The sequence below is a fragment of the Kitasatospora sp. NPDC057015 genome, from assembly GCF_042673745.1.
Classification (GTDB): Bacteria; Actinomycetota; Actinomycetes; order Streptomycetales; family Streptomycetaceae; genus Kitasatospora.
The window spans coordinates 85,267-100,914 of the sequence record NZ_JBHUSG010000041.1; the positions used below are offsets into that span (position 1 = coordinate 85,267).

General features: G+C 76.2%; 13 protein-coding genes, 1 pseudogene and 1 riboswitch. Of the genes and pseudogenes, 8 read left to right on the forward strand and 6 right to left on the reverse strand.

All coding sequences use genetic code 11. The annotated features are described in order from the left end of the window. Positions 1-141 precede the first annotated feature (141 nt). From ACFTWP_RS30560 to ACFTWP_RS30570, 3 genes are all read right to left on the reverse strand, one after another. The gene (locus ACFTWP_RS30560; protein ID WP_380268172.1) at positions 142-1,419 is read right to left on the reverse strand and encodes a hypothetical protein; all 1,278 of its coding nucleotides are present in this window, start codon (positions 1,417-1,419) and stop codon (positions 142-144) included. A gap of 556 nt (positions 1,420-1,975) precedes the next feature. Next, positions 1,976-3,091 carry an alpha/beta hydrolase family protein gene (locus ACFTWP_RS30565; RefSeq protein ID WP_380268173.1) on the reverse strand — a complete coding sequence of 372 codons (1,116 nt, stop codon included), beginning with the start codon at positions 3,089-3,091 and terminating at the stop codon, positions 1,976-1,978. A 278-nt stretch (positions 3,092-3,369) separates the two neighbouring features. Further along, entirely contained in the window at positions 3,370-4,050 is a 681-nt protein-coding gene (locus tag ACFTWP_RS30570; RefSeq protein WP_380268174.1) for a helix-turn-helix domain-containing protein, read from the reverse strand. A gap of 348 nt (positions 4,051-4,398) precedes the next feature. Beyond that, a riboswitch (cobalamin riboswitch) is annotated at positions 4,399-4,533 on the forward strand. Positions 4,534-4,661: 128 nt separating this feature from the next. Here ACFTWP_RS30570 and ACFTWP_RS30575 point away from each other — a divergent pair. The 5 genes from ACFTWP_RS30575 to ACFTWP_RS30595 all read left to right on the forward strand — a co-directional run bounded on the left by ACFTWP_RS30575 (position 4,662) and on the right by ACFTWP_RS30595 (position 11,561). Further along, positions 4,662-5,645 (forward strand): cobalamin biosynthesis protein, encoded by a 984-nt coding sequence (locus ACFTWP_RS30575; RefSeq protein WP_380268175.1) that lies wholly within the window; start codon positions 4,662-4,664, stop codon positions 5,643-5,645. Further along, on the forward strand, positions 5,642-7,165 hold the full coding sequence (locus ACFTWP_RS30580) for a cobyric acid synthase (RefSeq protein WP_380268176.1): 1,524 nt from the start codon (positions 5,642-5,644) through the stop codon (positions 7,163-7,165). Before ACFTWP_RS30575 ends, ACFTWP_RS30580 begins: the two co-directional genes overlap by 4 nt. 213 nt (positions 7,166-7,378) lie before the next feature. Then, a complete protein-coding gene (locus ACFTWP_RS30585; protein WP_380268177.1) occupies positions 7,379-9,553 on the forward strand; it encodes a putative cobaltochelatase in 2,175 nt (724 codons plus the stop codon). 3 nt (positions 9,554-9,556) lie between these two features. Next, complete coding sequence (cobO, locus tag ACFTWP_RS30590; protein WP_380268178.1) at positions 9,557-10,162, forward strand: cob(I)yrinic acid a,c-diamide adenosyltransferase; 606 nt, start codon at positions 9,557-9,559, stop codon at positions 10,160-10,162. 13 nt (positions 10,163-10,175) lie between these two features. Continuing rightward, on the forward strand, positions 10,176-11,561 hold the full coding sequence (locus tag ACFTWP_RS30595; protein ID WP_380268179.1) for a cobyrinate a,c-diamide synthase: 1,386 nt from the start codon (positions 10,176-10,178) through the stop codon (positions 11,559-11,561). A gap of 18 nt (positions 11,562-11,579) precedes the next feature. On the opposite strand, the gene ACFTWP_RS30600 is transcribed toward ACFTWP_RS30595, so the two are convergent. Both ACFTWP_RS30600 and ACFTWP_RS30605 read right to left on the reverse strand, forming a co-directional pair. Then, positions 11,580-12,002 carry a VOC family protein gene (locus tag ACFTWP_RS30600; RefSeq protein ID WP_380268180.1) on the reverse strand — a complete coding sequence of 141 codons (423 nt, stop codon included), beginning with the start codon at positions 12,000-12,002 and terminating at the stop codon, positions 11,580-11,582. Between the two features lie 223 nt (positions 12,003-12,225). Beyond that, on the reverse strand, positions 12,226-12,663 hold the full coding sequence (locus ACFTWP_RS30605) for a DUF3574 domain-containing protein (protein ID WP_380268181.1): 438 nt from the start codon (positions 12,661-12,663) through the stop codon (positions 12,226-12,228). A 113-nt stretch (positions 12,664-12,776) separates the two neighbouring features. Here ACFTWP_RS30605 and ACFTWP_RS30610 point away from each other — a divergent pair, with 113 nt between their 5' ends. The 3 genes from ACFTWP_RS30610 (at position 12,777) to ACFTWP_RS30620 (ending at position 15,252) form a co-directional block, all read left to right on the forward strand. Continuing rightward, positions 12,777-13,124, forward strand: coding sequence for a hypothetical protein (locus ACFTWP_RS30610; protein ID WP_380268182.1), 348 nt, complete (start codon positions 12,777-12,779; stop codon positions 13,122-13,124). Between the two features lie 53 nt (positions 13,125-13,177). After that, a complete protein-coding gene (locus ACFTWP_RS30615; RefSeq protein WP_380268183.1) occupies positions 13,178-13,777 on the forward strand; it encodes a barstar family protein in 600 nt (199 codons plus the stop codon). A 137-nt stretch (positions 13,778-13,914) separates the two neighbouring features. Continuing rightward, the gene (locus ACFTWP_RS30620; RefSeq protein ID WP_380268184.1) at positions 13,915-15,252 is read left to right on the forward strand and encodes a M48 family metallopeptidase; all 1,338 of its coding nucleotides are present in this window, start codon (positions 13,915-13,917) and stop codon (positions 15,250-15,252) included. 111 nt (positions 15,253-15,363) lie between these two features. Here ACFTWP_RS30620 and ACFTWP_RS30625 read toward each other — a convergent pair. After that, positions 15,364-15,648: pseudogene (locus ACFTWP_RS30625) on the reverse strand (TolB-like translocation protein); the annotation flags it as partial.

A 15,648-nucleotide genomic window follows, 5' to 3' on the forward strand; every position in this document is an offset into this window, starting at 1 on the left:
GCCACCCGCCCGCACCCACCCGACCCCGGGCCCTTCGCGTCGTCCGTGAACCGTCGGCGCCGGCCGGTGCCGCGCGGCTCGGGGCGGACGGCCCCGGCCGCTGCCGGGCCGTGCCCGAGGCCGCCGGGGCGGCGCCTGCCGCTACGCGCCGCCGTTGTGCACCGAGAAGGCCGAGCGACGGGCCGCCCGGGCCACCGCCGGGTCCGGGTGGACGCCGGAGACGGCGGTCAGCACCGAGGCCGCCCGCGGGTGCCCCGACTGCCGCGCCCGGGCGAAGAGCCGCACCGGGTCGCCGGCCGAGGCGCCCTCGACGTGGCCGACCAGCAGCCCGGTCTCCCCGTGGTCCAGGACGGCGGCGGCGGTGTCGACCCAGAGCCAGGCGGCGTCCTCCGCGCCCAGCACGTCGGCCGGCGAGACGCCCTCCTCGTCCGACTGCTCGGCGAGCCACAGCAGCGCGTAGGGGCGCAGCACGGGCTCGTCGACGGCGGCCCGGACGGCCTGCTCGGCGGTGCCGCCGGCCACCCGCAGCGCCTCGAAGGCGAGGCCGCGCACCAGCGCGTCGTCGCCCTGCGCGGCGTCCAGCAGTTCGGCGACGGCGCGGTCCACCGGCCGGGCCGCGACCCAGGCGCGGTACTCCGCGCGGGCCGGGCCCGGGGAGTAGTCGGCGCAGGCGTTGAGGAGTTCCAGGGCGCTCTGCTCGATGTGGCCGGCGGCCGTCTGCGCGACCGTGCAGATCTCCTCCAGCTTGGCGCGCACCGCCCAGTGGCCGAGGCGGGAGAGCTCGGCGGCCTCGTCCCGGCGGATCACGGCGCCGACGGCGGCCAGGCCGTCCAGCATCCAGTCCAGGACGGCGGCGACGTCGGAGGGCGCGGCCGGGGTGTCGACCTGCGGCTCCCGGCAGGTGCCGCGGACCGCCGAGACGGCGGAGGCCGCGTGCGGGACGGGCGAGAGCGGGAGCAGCCCGGTGCCGGCACCCATCCGGCGCTCGTCCAGGCCGCGGCGCAGCAGCTCCATCAGCTCGCCGTCGGAGACGGGGCCGTCCACCAGGTGCAGGAAGGAGAGCAGCTGCGGTGCCTGGTCGACGGCCTGGCCGGCGAGGACCGCGAAGACGCCGCGCAGGGCGGCCGGCGGTACGGGGGCGAGCAGGGTCCAGGCGTCGAAGAGGGCGGACCAGCCGCGGACCACGGCCTCGTCGTCGTGCTCCCAGGCGTGCAGGCGCCAGCCGGGGGCGGCGCCGCCGTCGCGGGGTTCGACGAGCCCGACCAGCAGGGCCTGTCCCCAGGCCTTGGCGGCGGCGCCGACGGTCATGGCCAGCGCTCGGCCGGCCGCCCTGGCGTCCTCGGGGAGGAGCTCGCCGCGCTTGTCGACCTGCTCCAGCTCGCCGGCCCAGCGGGCGATCCGGACGGCGTCGACGAGCATCCGCCGGGCCAGCGGGGCCAGCTCGGCGGGTGCGGGAAAGCCTTCGGGTACGGGGACGCGCCCGCGACCGGGCGCCGGTGCGGGGCCACGGCGGCGGGGTGCGCCGGGAGTGCCCGGGCGCGCACCGTCGGGACGGTGGGCCGTACCGGGCAGACGGGTCACCGTCGCGCCGGTACCGATCGTCGGCGGGAGCGGGGCATCACGGTCGCGCGGGTTCCGAGACGTCACGCCGTGCAGTCTTCCCCGTGTACGGGCGTTCTGTCACATCGAGTTCGGCGAGTCTGTGGGGAGCCGGGGCGGGGAGGGCCGCAAGATCGGGCAACAGGCCCCAAACCGGGCCTGCGCAGGACATAAATGACGTGATCACGTCACCAAATAGGTGGTATGCCCACCTCTCGGGAGCCCCCGCAGGCCGCCCTCGGCCCGGTCCGAGGGGCATCCGCCGGCCTCGGGGGGCCCGGGAGCGCCGGGTGGCCCGGGCGCCGCCGCCCCCATCCGGCTCGGAGATCGGACCGCCCGGGGCCGCCCCGCTCGGATCGCCCCCGGGCCGCCCCGCTCAGAGCAGCGGGGTGAGGAAGCGCCGGAGGTTCTCCTCGTACCCGGCCGGATCGGCGTTCCACAGCGCCACGTGGTCGGCCCCCGGCACCGGCCGCAACGTGACCAGGTCCTCACGGCGCTGCGCCAGCCGGGCGGACGCCCGCCAGGGGGCGACGGTGTCGTCCGGGCTGTGCATCAGCAGCGTGGGCACCCGAAGGTCGGCGCCCTCGGCGAGCCGGGCGAAACCCGCCAGGTCGACGCCGGACCGCCCCTGCGCGGCCAGCGCGCCGAGCCCGGCCAGCGGGGAGCTGACCCCCGCGCGGGTCGCCTCGCGGCGCACCGTCTCGGACCAGTCCAGTACCGGCGAGTCGAGGATCAGACCGCTCACCGCGTGCGCCCAGGCGGACCGGGCAGCCGTCTGCAGCGCCATCGTGGCGCCCAGGGACCAGCCGTACAGGACGACCTTGCCCGCGCCGCTGTCCAGGGCCAGCCGGACGGCCGCCTCGACGTCGCGCCACTCGGTCTCGCCGAAGTGGCCGAGCCCGTCGGGCGAGGCCGGCGCGCCTTCGTCACCCCGGTACGTCACGGACAGGACGGGCAGGCGCAGCCGGTGCAGGACGGGGACGACCGGCAGGGTCTGCTGGCGGTCCGCACCCGGGCCGTGCACCAGCAGCACCCAGGTCCCGCGCATGCCGTCCAGGTACCAGGCCGGGAGCGGGCCGGACTCGCCGACCGCCCCGGTCTCCAGGAAGGGCAGGCCCAGCGCGGTGGTGGGGTCGCCGAGGTACACCCGGGGCGTCAGCCGCACGGTGGTGCCGACCTCCAGGGTGCCGCTGTCGGCGCGCTCCAGCACGCGGGTGACGCCCTGCTGGTCGACCCGCAGGACCTCGCCGACCACCGCGTGGCCGTCCACGCCCCACTCGACGGCGTAGCGGCCCGCACGGGCCGTCTCCGGAGTCCGGGTGAGGGTGAGGCGCCCGGCCGCCAGGCCGACCACGCGCACGGGCAGGGCGCCCGTCCCCCGGCCCGCACGGGGGTGCACCGACCGCTCCGAGACCCTGCGCCCGAGGGCCAGCACGGCGACGCCCGTACCGGCCACGGCGGCCGCCACGACTGCTGCGGTTCCCCATCGCATATCTCGCTCCCCGCTCTGCTGCTCCGCCGCGGACGGCCACCGCGCCGCGCGGCACGGTGGTGCGGTGCGCCGCGCGGTGGGCCGCGGCGCACCGTTGCATGACCGACACCAGTCCACGCGCCGACCGGGCGGGCGGCCACCGGTACGGGGCCGTCCGGGGCACGGGAGCGGGAGACCGGCCGGGGAGAGGGGCCCGGGAGAGGACGGCCGCGCGGGGGCAGAGGGAGGAGAGAGAAGGGAGAGGAAGGAGAGGAAGGAGGGGTGGGAAACGGACGGGGTCAGACCGGGATGTCGGTGGGCTGGCGCGACATCAGCTCCCAGAACCGCTCGCCGATCGGCCGGGTCTGCTGCGCCGGCTCCGGCTGGGCCGGGGCGGAGGAGCCCCAGCCGCCGGAGCCCCAGTGCGCCGTCACCTGGTACTCGTTCTGCAGGTCCGTCAGCACGGCGGCGAGGAGCTCCCGGGGCACCGGGACCATCCGCCCGACCGCCTTCACCTGCGCCTGCCAGCGCCCGTCGATGCAGCGCCGCAGGCGCTGGTCGAGCTCCTCCTCACGGCCGAGGACGGCCACCACGTCCCGCAGGGTCATCCCGAGCACCTGGGCCAGCTGGTAGGTCTGGTCCTCGTCACCGGTCCACCGGCCCGCGTCCTCGGCGAGGTCGTAGGCGCGCGGCGACAGGCCGATCCGGCGGGCCGCCTCCTCCCGGCCGAGCTCGCGGGCCACCCGGAAGTCGCGCAGGCAGGCGGGGCGGGCGCCCATCAGCTGGGCGGGCGGGCACCACAGGGCGCGGGCCAGTGCGACGAACTCCTCCTCGGAGGGCCGGATCTCCCCGGTCTCCCAGCCGATGACGTGGGCCGGCAGCAACCGGACCCCGTGCGCGGCCATGCCCTCCGCCACCTGCTGGGGAGTCAGGCCCAGCCCGGCGCGGTGCGCCCTGGCCGCCATGGGCGAGAAGGGCACCGGCGTGACTGAGGGCTTTCTGGGTCGCATGAGGAACGACCGTACGGGCCGGCCCGGGCCCACCCCAGTCGCCGAACGCACGAAGCGCAGCTCAGGGCCCCCTCGCGCGACTGGTGGATCGCACAGATCCTGACGGTTCGACGGGCGCGCTACTCGGAGGTAGTGACGGTTTCCTCCAAGACTCCTCCGCTACGCGGGTAGCGCGGCCCTGGCCTGCGCGCTCGTGCACCGGCGGACCCGCCGCGCGCGCCGCGCACGGGGACGGCGCGTGTGACCAAACCCTCGGTGGCCTTGGTTGACTCCCGGTTCCGCCGCGTGATGGGATCCTTCAGCCAAACGGAGGCATGCAGAGGAAGCCGGTGCGAGTCCGGCGCGGTCCCGCCACTGTCACCGGGGAGCACGCTCGAACGAATGGTCACGGCGGTCCGTCAGAAGCCCGCGGGAAGGCCCGAGGGTGTGTCCGACCCGGAAGCCAGGAGACTCTCGCCCCCGGTACGTCGATCCAGGGCGCGGACCCTGAGTGAGGACACGCACGCCATGCAGGCTGCCCGGGCCACCCACCGGCCACCGTCGAACCGAGCCCGCCGCCGCCCCGCCGCGTCGCCCCTGCCGTGCGCGGGCTGACCCGCGGCGCAGCCTTCGCCCTCGGCGCCGCCGCCGGCTACCTCGCCGACACCCGCTTCGCCGACCCCCGCCGCGGCCACCCGGTGGCCGCCTTCGGCAGCGCCGCCGGGCGCCTCGAAGGGCTGCTCTGGCGCGACCGGCGCGCGGCCGGCGCCGCGTACACCGCGCTCTGCGTGGGCACCGTCGCGGCCGGCGCCGTGCTGGCCGACCGCACCCTCGGACGCTCCCCGGCCGGCCGGGCCGCGCTGGCCGCCGCCGCGACCTGGACGGTGCTCGGCGGCACCTCGCTCACCCGGGAGGCCCGCACCATCGGTCGCTCGCTCTCGGCGGGCGACCTCACCGCCGCCCGTGAGCGGCTCCCCCACCTGTGCGGGCGCGATCCCAGCGGGCTGGACGGGCAGCAGATCGCCCGGGCGGTGGTGGAGTCGGTCGCCGAGAACACCGCCGACGCCGTGGTGAACGCCCTGGTCTGGGGTTCGCTGGCGGGCACCCCGGGCCTGCTGGCCTTCCGGGCCGTCAACACCCTCGACGCCATGGTCGGGCACCGCTCGCCGCGCTACGCCCGGTTCGGCTGGGCCTCGGCCCGGCTGGACGACGTGGCCGGCTGGCCCGGCGCCCGGCTCACCGCGCTGCTGGCGGTCTGCGCCGCACCGCAGCCGGCCACCGCCTGGCGGGTCTGGCACCGCGACGGCTCGGCCCACCCCAGCCCGAACGCCGGGCAGGCGGAGGCGGCCTTCGCCGGAGCGCTGGGCGTGCGGCTCGGCGGCACCCTGACCTACGGCGAGCGGGTCGAGCACCGGCCGGTGCTGGGCGCCGAACTGCCGCCCGTGTCGGCGGCGGACATCGAACGGGCCTGCCGGCTCTCCCGCCGGGTCGGGCTGCTCGCGCTCGGCGTCACCGCCGTCGGGCACGCCCTCCTGCACCGTGCGGGCCGGGGCCTCACACATCGACGGAAGGGTGGCCGCTCGTGAGCGGGGCACTGCTGGTCGCCGGAACGACCTCGGACGCCGGCAAGAGCGTGGTCACCTCCGGCATCTGCCGCTGGCTGGCCCGACAGGGCGTCAAGGTCGCGCCGTTCAAGGCGCAGAACATGTCGCTGAACTCCTTCGTCACCGCCGACGGCGCCGAGATCGGCCGCGCGCAGGCGATGCAGGCGCAGGCCGCCCGGGTCGAGCCGGAGGCGGCGATGAACCCGGTGCTGCTCAAGCCGGGAGCGGACGGCCGCAGCCAGGTCGTCCTGCTCGGGCGGGCCGTCGCGGAGGTCGGCGCGCTGGACTACCGCGAGCGCAAGCCCGTCCTGCTGGAGCGCTCCCTGGAGTGCCTGGCCGATCTGCGGCGCCGCTACGACGTGGTGGTCTGCGAGGGGGCGGGGTCGCCCGCCGAGATCAACCTGCGGGACCGCGACATCGCCAACATGGGCCTGGCCACCGCCGCCGCACTGCCCGTGGTGGTGGTGGGCGACATCGACCGGGGCGGGGTCTTCGCCGCCATGTACGGCACGCTGGCGCTGCTCTCGGCCGAGGACCAGCGGCACGTGGCCGGCTGGTTCGTGAACAAGTTCCGCGGCGACGCCCGGCTGCTGGAGCCCGGCCTGGAGATGCTGCACCGGCTGACCGGCCGTCCGGTGCTGGGCACCCTGCCGATGCTCAAGGGCCTGTGGCTGGACGCCGAGGACTCGCTGGACCTCTCCACCGTGGTCGACCGCGAGGACGCGCGCGGCCCGCTCGGGGCGGACGTGCTGCGGGTCGCCGTGGTGCGCTTCCCCCGGCTGTCCAACTTCACCGACGTGGACGCGCTGGCGCAGGAGCCGGGGGTGCTGGTCCGCTGGGCCACCCGGCCCGAGGAGCTGGCCGACGCCGACCTGGTGATCCTGCCCGGCACCCGGGCCACCGTCGCGGACCTGGCCTGGCTGCGCGAGCGCGGGCTGGAGCCGGCGCTGCGGGCGCGGGCCGCCGCCGGGCTGCCCGTGCTGGGCGTCTGCGGCGGCTACCAGATGCTGGCGAGCGAGATCGTGGACGAGGTGGAGTCGAAGGCCGGCGCCGTCGACGGGCTGGGGCTGCTGCCCGCGCGGGTGCGGTTCGGCGCCGAGAAGGTGCTCGCCCGGCCGACCGGCGAGGCCTTCGGGCAGCCGGTCGAGGGCTACGAGATCCACCACGGCGTGGTCGCCGTGGAGGGCGGCGAGCCGTTCGTCTCGGACGGCGCCGGGCGGGCCCTGGACGGCTGCCGGGTCGGCGCGGTGTGGGGCACCACCTGGCACGGCGTGCTGGAGAACGACGGGTTCCGCCGCGAACTGCTGCGCGAGGCGGCGAAGCTGGCCGGCCGGGCGTTCGTGCCCGCCCCGGACACCTCCTTCGCGGCGGCCCGCGAGTCGCGGCTGGACCGCCTCGGCGACCTGATCGAGGAGCACGCCGACACCGGCGCACTGTGGCGGATGATCGAGGACGGCGTCCCGGCGCAGGGGCTGCCCTTCGTGCCGCCGGGTGCGCCGTGAGGGGCCGGACGGGTACGGATGCCGCAGGACCAGCTAAGACTGACCGGCAATCGGGGGGCGGCGTCGCGGCGCCCGGGCAATCGCCTGGACAGCGTTGTCGTCAGTCGCCGCAGCTCCGCTGCCACTCCATCCTCCGCCTTGCCAGACTCGGCCCGAACCCCGCTCCTTCACCCACCCCCCGATTGCCGGTCAGTCTCAGGAGAGGGACACCCGATGAGTGACGTCCGATACCCGTTCACCGCGATCGTCGGCATGGCCGACCTGCGGCTCGGGCTGCTGCTCAACGCGGTCTCACCCGCCGTCGGCGGTGTGCTGGTCCGCGGCGAGAAGGGCACCGCGAAGTCGACCATGGTCCGCGCGCTGGCCGGCCTGCTGCCGTCGATCGACACGGTCGACGGCTGCCGCTTCGCCTGCGACCCCGTCGACCCGGACCCGCAGTGCCCGGACGGCCCGCACCCGGGCGCCGGCGCCGGCGCCCGGGCCGCCCAGCTGGTCGAGCTGCCGGTCGGCGTCACCGAGGACCGGATCGTCGGCTCGCTCGACCTGGAGCGGGCGCTGTCCGAGGGGGTCCGGGCCTACGAGCCGGGCCTGCTGGCCAGGGCCCACCGCGGGGTGCTCTACATCGACGAGGTCAACCTGCTCCAGGACCACGTGGTCGACCTGCTGCTGGACGCCGCCGCGATGGGCCGCTCGTACGTCGAGCGCGAGGGCGTCTCGGTGCGGCACGCGGCGCGGTTCCTGCTGGTCGGCACGATGAACCCGGAGGAGGGCGAGCTGCGGCCGCAGCTGCTGGACCGCTTCGGCCTCACCGTCGAGATCGCCGCCACCCGGGAGCCGCGCGAGCGCGCCGAGGTGGTCCGCCGCCGGCTCGCCTACGACGCGGACCCGGCGGGCTTCGCCGGCCGGTTCGCCGCCGAGGAGCGGGAGCTCGCCGAGCGCATCGGCGCCGCCCGCGCCCTGCTGCCCGAGGTCGAGCTGACCGACGTGGCGCTGCGCCAGATCACCGCCGTCTGCGCGGCCTTCGAGGTGGACGGGCTGCGCGCGGACATCGTGATGGCCCGTACCGCGGTGGCGCTGGCCGCCTGGTCGGGGCGCACCGAGGTGCTGGAGGAGGACGTCCGCAAGGCCGCCCAGCTGGCCCTGCCGCACCGCCGCCGGCGCAACCCGTTCGACGCTCCCGGCCTGGACGAGGAGAAGCTGGACCGGACCCTGGAGGAGCACGCCGAGCCGGACGAGCCCGAGGAGACCGGTGCCGAGGAGGCCTCCGAGGGCCGCGGCCCGGACGAGGAGCAGCCCGACCCGGACGGTGACGGCGGCGGCCCGGACGACGACGGCCCCGGGGACGGCGGCCCGGACGGCGGCCCCGGCGGCGCGCCCGACCCCGCCGGACCGACCGCACCCTCGGAGTTCGCCGCCACCGACGCGGCGCCCGCGCCGGACGCCCCCGAGGCGGACGTGCCCGCCCGGAACCCCCGCCCGGCCCGGGAGAACGCGCCGGTGGCCGCCGGCGAGCCGTACCGGACCAGGCTGTTCAAGGTGCCCGGCACCGGCAAGGGCGCCCAGGGGCGCCGCTCGCCCGCCGAGACGGACGGTGGGCACACCATCCGCGCCCGTCGCCCGGCCGGCCCGCTGACCCGGCTGCACCTCGCCGCCACCCTGCAGGCCGCCGCCCCGCACCAGCACGCCCGCGGGCGCACCGGCCGGGCGCTGGAGCTGCGCCGGGACGACTTCCGCGAGCAGGTCCGCCAGGGCCGGGAGTCCAACCTGGTGCTGTTCGTGGTCGACGCCTCCGGCTCGATGGCGGCCCGGCAGCGGATGACCGCCGTCAAGGGCGCCGTGCTGTCCCTGCTGATGGACGCCTACCAGCGGCGCGACAAGGTCGGCCTGATCACCTTCCGCGGCGCGAGCGCCGAACTGGCCCTGCCGCCGACCTCCTCGGTGGAGGTCGGCGCGGCCCGGCTGGAGTCCCTGCCGACCGGCGGCCGGACACCGCTGGCGGCCGGCCTGCTGCGCGCCCACGAGACCCTGCGGGTGGAGCGGATGCGCGACCCGCACCGCCGTCCGCTGCTGGTCGTCGTCACCGACGGCCGGGCGACCGGCGGCCGGGAGGCGCTCGCCGACGCGGGCCGGGCCGCCGGGCTGCTGGCCGCCCAGGGCCTGGCGAGCATGGTGCTGGACTGCGAGTCCGGCCCGGTACGGCTGGGCCTCGCCCGCAAGCTCGCCGGGCAGCTCGGTGCCTCGGCCGTCACCCTGGACGAGCTGCGCGCCGAGGGCGTGACCGCGCTCGTGCACGCCCACCGTCCGGCCGGCCCCGCCGCCGGTCCGCGTCCCACCCGCACACCCACCACCCCCCGCAGCGACCACCGCACCGACCGAAAGGCGGCCTGACCCATGCCCCAGGGAAAGCCGGAGAGCGTCCCCGACGACGGCCTGACGACCCGCCAGCGCCGTACGCTGCCGATCACCGCCGTGCACACCGGGCCTGGGAAGGGCAAGTCGACCGCCGCCTTCGGGATGGCGCTGCGGGCCTGGAACCAGGGCTGGCCGGTCGGGGTGTTCCAGTTCGTCAAGTCCGCGAAGTGGAAGGTCGGGGAGGAGAACGCGCTGCGCGTGCTCGGCGCCTCCGGCGAGGGCGGCACGGTCGCCTGGCACAAGATGGGCGAGGGCTGGTCCTGGGTGCAGCGCACCACCGAGATGGCCGAGTCCAGCGAGGACGCGGCCAAGGAGGGCTGGGAGCAGGTCAAGCGCGACCTCGCCGCCGAGACCTACCGCTTCTACGTCCTCGACGAGTTCACCTACCCGATGCACTGGGGCTGGGTCGACGTGGAGGAGGTCGTCTCGGTGCTCAGGGAGCGCCCCGGCAACCAGCACGTCGTCATCACCGGCCGCTACGCCAAGGAGCCGCTGACCGACCTCGCCGACCTGGTCACCGAGATGACCAAGGTCAAGCACCCCATGGACGCGGGCCGCAAGGGCCAGCGCGGCATCGAGTGGTAGAGCCGACACACACGTGAGCACCGTGAACATCCCCCGTCTCGTCGTCGCCGCGCCGGCCTCCGGCACGGGCAAGACCACCGTCGCCACCGGGCTGATGGCGGCGCTGTCCGCCCGGGGGCTGGCGGTCTCCCCGCACAAGGTGGGCCCGGACTACATCGACCCGGGCTACCACTCGCTGGCCGCCGGGCGCCCCGGCCGCAACCTGGACGCCTACATGTGCGGGCCGCAGCGGGTGGCGCCGCTGTTCCTGCACGGGGCGGCCGGCGCCGACGTGGCGGTCGTCGAGGGTGTGATGGGGCTGTTCGACGGTGCCTCCGGCCAGGGCGAGCTGGCCTCCACCGCCCATGTGGCCAAACTGCTGAAGGCCCCCGTGGTGCTGGTGGTGGACGCCTCCTCGCAGTCGCGTTCGGTGGCGGCCCTGGTGCACGGCTTCGCCTCCTGGGACCCCGAGGTGCGGCTGGCGGGCGTGATCCTCAACCGGGTCGCCTCCGACCGGCACGAACTGCTGCTGCGGGAGGCCCTGGAGGAGGGCTCCGGCGTCCCCGTGCTCGGCTCGGTGCGCCGCTCCGCCGCGGTGGCCACCCCCTCCCGCCACCTCGGGCTGATCCCGGCCGTCGAACGCTCGGCCGAAGCCCTGCGGGCGGTACGGGACATGGGCGAGCTGATCGCCGACTCGGTCGACCTGGACGCCGTCCTGGCGCTGGCCCGGACCGCTCCCCCGCTGGCGGACACCCCCTGGGACCCGGCGGCCGAGGTCACCCCGGTCGGCGGCCCCCGCCCCCGGATCGCGCTGGCCGCCGGCGCGGCGTTCTCCTTCTCCTACGCCGAGAACGCCGAGCTGCTGACCGCCGCCGGGGGCGAGGTGCTGCCCTTCGACCCGCTGCACGCCGAGGAGTTGCCGCCGGGCACGGCCGGGCTGGTGATCGGGGGCGGGTTCCCCGAGCTGTACGTGTCCGAGCTGAGCGCCAACACCGGGCTGCGCGCGGCGATCCGCGAACTCGCCGGCTCCGGCGCCCCGATCGCCGCCGAGTGCGCCGGACTGCTCTACCTGGGCGAGGAGTTGGACGGACTGCCGATGTGCGGCGTGCTCGCCGTCTCGGCCCGGATGACCGAACGGCTCACCCTCGGCTACCGCGAGGCCGTCGCCCTGCACGACTCCCCGCTCGCCCCGGTCGGCACCCGGGTGCGCGGCCACGAGTTCCACCGTACGGTCTGCGAGCCGGGCGCCGGCAAGGAGCCCGCCTGGGGCTGGCGCACCCCCGCCGGGCCCAGGACCGAGGGCTTCGCGGGCGGCAACGTGCACGCCTCGTACCTGCACCTGCACTGGGCCGGGGCGCCCCGGATCGCCGAGCACTTCGTCGCCGCGGCCGCCGGCGGGGCCGGCCGGGGGCACGGCTGACACGGGGGTGCCGGGGCCTCAGGGCCGGGCGTACGTCCGGGTGATGATCTCCATGTTGTGGCCGTCGGGGTCGGAGAAGTAGGCGCCCCGGCCGCCGAAGAGGTGGTTCACCCGGCCGGCCCCGGTGTGGTCCGGGTCGGCGTAGTAGGTGACCCGGAGCGACTCCAGCCGCGCGATCACGGCGTCGAAGGCGTCGTCCGGCACCAGGAAGGCGTAGTGCTGCGACTGGATCGACCCGTCGCGCCGCCGGTAGTAGTCGAGCGTGACGCCGTTGCCCAGGTCGACGGGCAGGAACGGCCCGAACGGGGCGCCGACCGCCAGCCCCAGGACTTCGGCGAGGAACGCGGCCGACACCTGCGGGTCGGTGGCGTGGACGACGGTGTGGTCGAGCCGGACGGCCGTGGCGGGCGGCGTGTGCGGGTGCTGCTGGTCGGGCGACATGGGCGGACTCTCTCCGGTCTGGGTTCCGTTGCGGACCAGACGCCACGCGGGCGCCTGCGAGGAAGACACGAAGAGGACGCGGCGGGGCCCGGGCCCGCCCCTGGCTCACGCCGGGGCCGGGCGCCCCACTCGTGCACGGCCCACGGCCGACCCGGCAGTCACACGAGCGACCCTAACTCCCGCCCCGGGCCCGGGCAACACCGATCCGCCCGCACCGGCCGGCTCAGAAGGCCGCCCGCACCGCGTCGTCCACCCGACCGACCGCCTCCTGCCCGAACGCCTCGTCGTAGCGCCGGCGGATCTCCTCGATCTTCGCGTCCGAGGACCGCGCCGCGCCACGCGGGTACAACAGGACGACGCGGTACGAGCGTTCGCGCTCGATCACCCCGAACCGGTCCCGGTACTGCCCCCGGCCCTCCTCCACCGTCAGCCCCTCCGGAAAGCGCGAGGTCACCTCCACGTCCAGGAAGGCCTCGAACTCCGGTGCGGTGACGGCCGCCCCGCCGTCCGGCCGCTCGGTGCCGAAGAACAACTCGGTACGGGTGTAGGCGTCCCGCGGCCCGACCGGCACGTCGGCCGCCCCGGCCCCGGGCGCGACGGCGGCGCCGGAGGCGAGACAGACGACGCCGGCGAGGAGCCCCGCCCGGATCCTGGTCTGCATGCCCGCCCAACTCCCCCGGCGGGCCCCGCGACACGGGCGGGCCGCCGTCCGGGTGACGGGCCGGCAAGCCCCGAGGGCGCCCGGCCCGCGGCCGGGGCTGGCATCCTGCAATCATGGAACAGGGCGAGGTACTGAAGCGCGTCATCGGCATTCTCACCCAGGCGGGTGAGTGGCTGCACGAGCCCGACGGCGTACCGGACGACTCCGCCGCGGAGGGCCCGGGCGTCGTGATGCAGTTGCTCAACGACGTGATGCCGCAGGTGACCATTCCCTCCGACGCCTCCGCGGAGGAGATCAGCACGATCCTCAGCGAGGAGCTGGGCGGCCGCATCATGCAGCTCACCACCGCCTTCGCCATCGCGTTCTGGGAGCTGGCCGAGGTGCACGACGCCGGACGCACCGACGTCACCGCGCTCGACGTCCTGCAGGAACTGGCGCTCCGCTCGGAGACGGACTCGTAGGCCTCCGGAAATCCGGCTGCCCGGGCCCGGGCAGCCGTGCGAGGATCCCCGGCATGAACAGCCCCACCCTCACCGAGCGACGGTCCCCCTGGGTCGTCTTCACCACGGCCGACGACCCCTGGCTGAGCGACGGGACGGCCGCCCTCCAGGCCCGGGGCGGCCGCGTCCTGCGCCTGGACGGCCGGGACCTGCAGCAGCCCGCCTCGCTGTTCGACGCCTTCGCCCGGGAACTCGGCTTCCCCGGCTACTTCGGCCGCAACTGGGACGCGCTGGTGGACTGCCTGCACGACTGGCACGGCCACGGGGGCGCCACCAAGGACGTCGCGATCGTCGTCGACCATGCCGACGGACTGCTCGGCGCCGAGTTCCTGGGGGTGTTCGTCTCGGTGCTCTGCCAGGCGGCGTGGAAGGCCAACTTCCAGCTCGACGCGGACGGTGAACCGCACGGGGAACCCTGGACGCCCTTCACCCAGCACTTCGTCCTCCTCCTCGACCACACCGCGCCGGCCGCGTTCGCCGACGGGGCGGCGGCCGGCACGGACGTGGGCGTGGCCCTCCGGGACGGCCGGCTGACCGCCACCCTCACCGGCGAGGAGTGGTGGCCCGGCGCCGACCCGGTGGACGCCTTCCCCTGGCCTCCGCCGGAGGGGTGAGGCGGACGGGGGACGCCGCCGTCCGGCCCTTCGCCCGGGGACCCGACCGGCCGGCGTCCGCGGCCCCGGCCACGGGGAGCGCCGGCCCGGCGAACCCCCGCAGACAACCCCGCTCCCACCTGGCATGATCAGCGGTCATGCCCACCAGCCACGCCCCCGCTCCCCCGAAACACTCCGTCTGTCCGGCCTGCGCGGCCGGGCTCGTCACCAACGAGCGGTACCCGACCTGGTGCCCGGGCTGCGAGTGGAACCTGCTGCCGGTGGAGGCACCCGCCGCCGACCTGACCGCGCGGCAGCGGCGGGCGGCGCAGCGGCAGTGGGAGGCGCAGGCCGACCGGCTGGCCCTCGCCCGGCTGCGGGCCAGGCAGGTGTACGAGGCGGTGGCCGCGGGCGCCGGGGCGCGGGAGGACCGGACCTGGATCGGCGCGATGGTGCTGGCCGGGGTCGTGCACCTGGTGACGGCGGGTCTGCTGGCGGGCTCGGTGGCGCTGCAGTTCGTCGACAGCTGGCCGCTCCGGGTGACGGGCTGGCTCGGCCTGGCCCTCGCCTTCGTCCTGCGTCCCCGGTCCGGCAAGGTCCCGGACGACGGCGGCGTGCTCCGCCGGACGGCCGCGCCCGCCCTGTACGCGCTGGTCGACCGGGTGGCGGCCGGTGTGGGCACCCGGCCGGTGGACGTGATCCGGGTGACCGACGAGTTCAACGCCTCCTTCGCACGGGTCGGCCTGCGCCGGCGCAGCGTACTCACCCTCGGACTGCCCCTCTGGGAGCCGCTCGGCCCGGGGCAGCGCCTCGCCCTGCTCGCCCATGAACTCGGCCATGACGTCAACGGCGACCACCGCAGCGGGCGGTGGCTCGGATCCGCCATCAGCACCCTGTCCGAGTGGTGGTACATCACCCGGCCGGTGCGCTACGACGACCGCGGCGGCTCGATGACGAACTCGGTCACGGAGATCGCCGATCTGGGGCAGCGACTCGCCGGTCTGGCGATGGGATGCGTCAACTGGCTCGTCGGGCTGCTGCTCGGCCTGCTGGAACGGCTCACCACCCGGTCCGGCCAGGGCGCCGAGTACCGCGCCGACGCGATCGCCGCCCGGATCGCCTCCACGTCCGAGGCCGAGGGGCTGCTGCGGACGCTGCTGCTGGCCGGGAGCGCCTCGACGGTGCAGTCGCGACTGCGCAGCCTGTCCGGGGTGCGGCAGTCCGGCCTCTCGGTCGGGGTAGCCGGGTTCTGGAGCGCGTTCACCGCCGAGCTGGCCTCGGTACCGCCGCAGGAGATGGAGCGCCTGCTCCGGCTGTCCGTACGGGAGTTGAGCAGCGTCGACAGCACGCATCCGCCGACCCACCTGCGGATCAGGATGCTCGGCCACCGGCCCGTCCCGGCGCCGGCGCTGGTCGTCACCCCGGAGGAGGCGGCGGCGATCGAGGCGGAGCTGGCTCCGCTGCGCCTGCGGATCGCCCGCGAGCTGCTCGCCTGAGCCCCGCCCGGCCGGCTCCGGCGCCCCGCACCCGGGCCTGGCGGCGGTCAGGCGGGCGTCAGGCGGGCGTCAGGCGGGCGGTCAGGCGGGCCGGCGGCGCCGGCCGACACCTCAGCCCAGGAAGGCCGGTGCCACCGCCGCGCCCAGGAGCTCGGCGGCTGCGCCGCTTCCGTCGGCGGGAACGGTCCACAGGTCGGCGCCGAAGTCGCCTGGCAGGGCGTAGACCAGGGTGGAGGGGTCCTTCCAGAGGGCCTGGTCGTCGATGCTGCGCTGTTCGGCGGTGGCGGTCTCCGTCATGGTCGCCAGGTCCAGCACGTACAGCCGCCAGGGCGCGGCGTCGTCGACCCCGGTCACCCGCTTCTTGTAGGCGATCCTGGTGCCGTCGGGCGACAGGGA

Coding starts and splice junctions, on each gene's coding strand:
- ACFTWP_RS30585 (WP_380268177.1), top strand. CDS start 7,379: ATGAGTGACGTCCGATACCCGTTCACCGCGATCGTCGGCATGGCCGAC.
- ACFTWP_RS30600 (WP_380268180.1), bottom strand. CDS start 12,002: ATGTCGCCCGACCAGCAGCACCCGCACACGCCGCCCGCCACGGCCGTC.
- ACFTWP_RS30610 (WP_380268182.1), top strand. CDS start 12,777: ATGGAACAGGGCGAGGTACTGAAGCGCGTCATCGGCATTCTCACCCAG.
- ACFTWP_RS30565 (WP_380268173.1), bottom strand. CDS start 3,091: ATGCGATGGGGAACCGCAGCAGTCGTGGCGGCCGCCGTGGCCGGTACG.
- ACFTWP_RS30560 (WP_380268172.1), bottom strand. CDS start 1,419: ATGCTCGTCGACGCCGTCCGGATCGCCCGCTGGGCCGGCGAGCTGGAG.
- ACFTWP_RS30605 (WP_380268181.1), bottom strand. CDS start 12,663: ATGCAGACCAGGATCCGGGCGGGGCTCCTCGCCGGCGTCGTCTGTCTC.
- ACFTWP_RS30620 (WP_380268184.1), top strand. CDS start 13,915: ATGCCCACCAGCCACGCCCCCGCTCCCCCGAAACACTCCGTCTGTCCG.
- cobO (WP_380268178.1), top strand. CDS start 9,557: ATGCCCCAGGGAAAGCCGGAGAGCGTCCCCGACGACGGCCTGACGACC.
- ACFTWP_RS30615 (WP_380268183.1), top strand. CDS start 13,178: ATGAACAGCCCCACCCTCACCGAGCGACGGTCCCCCTGGGTCGTCTTC.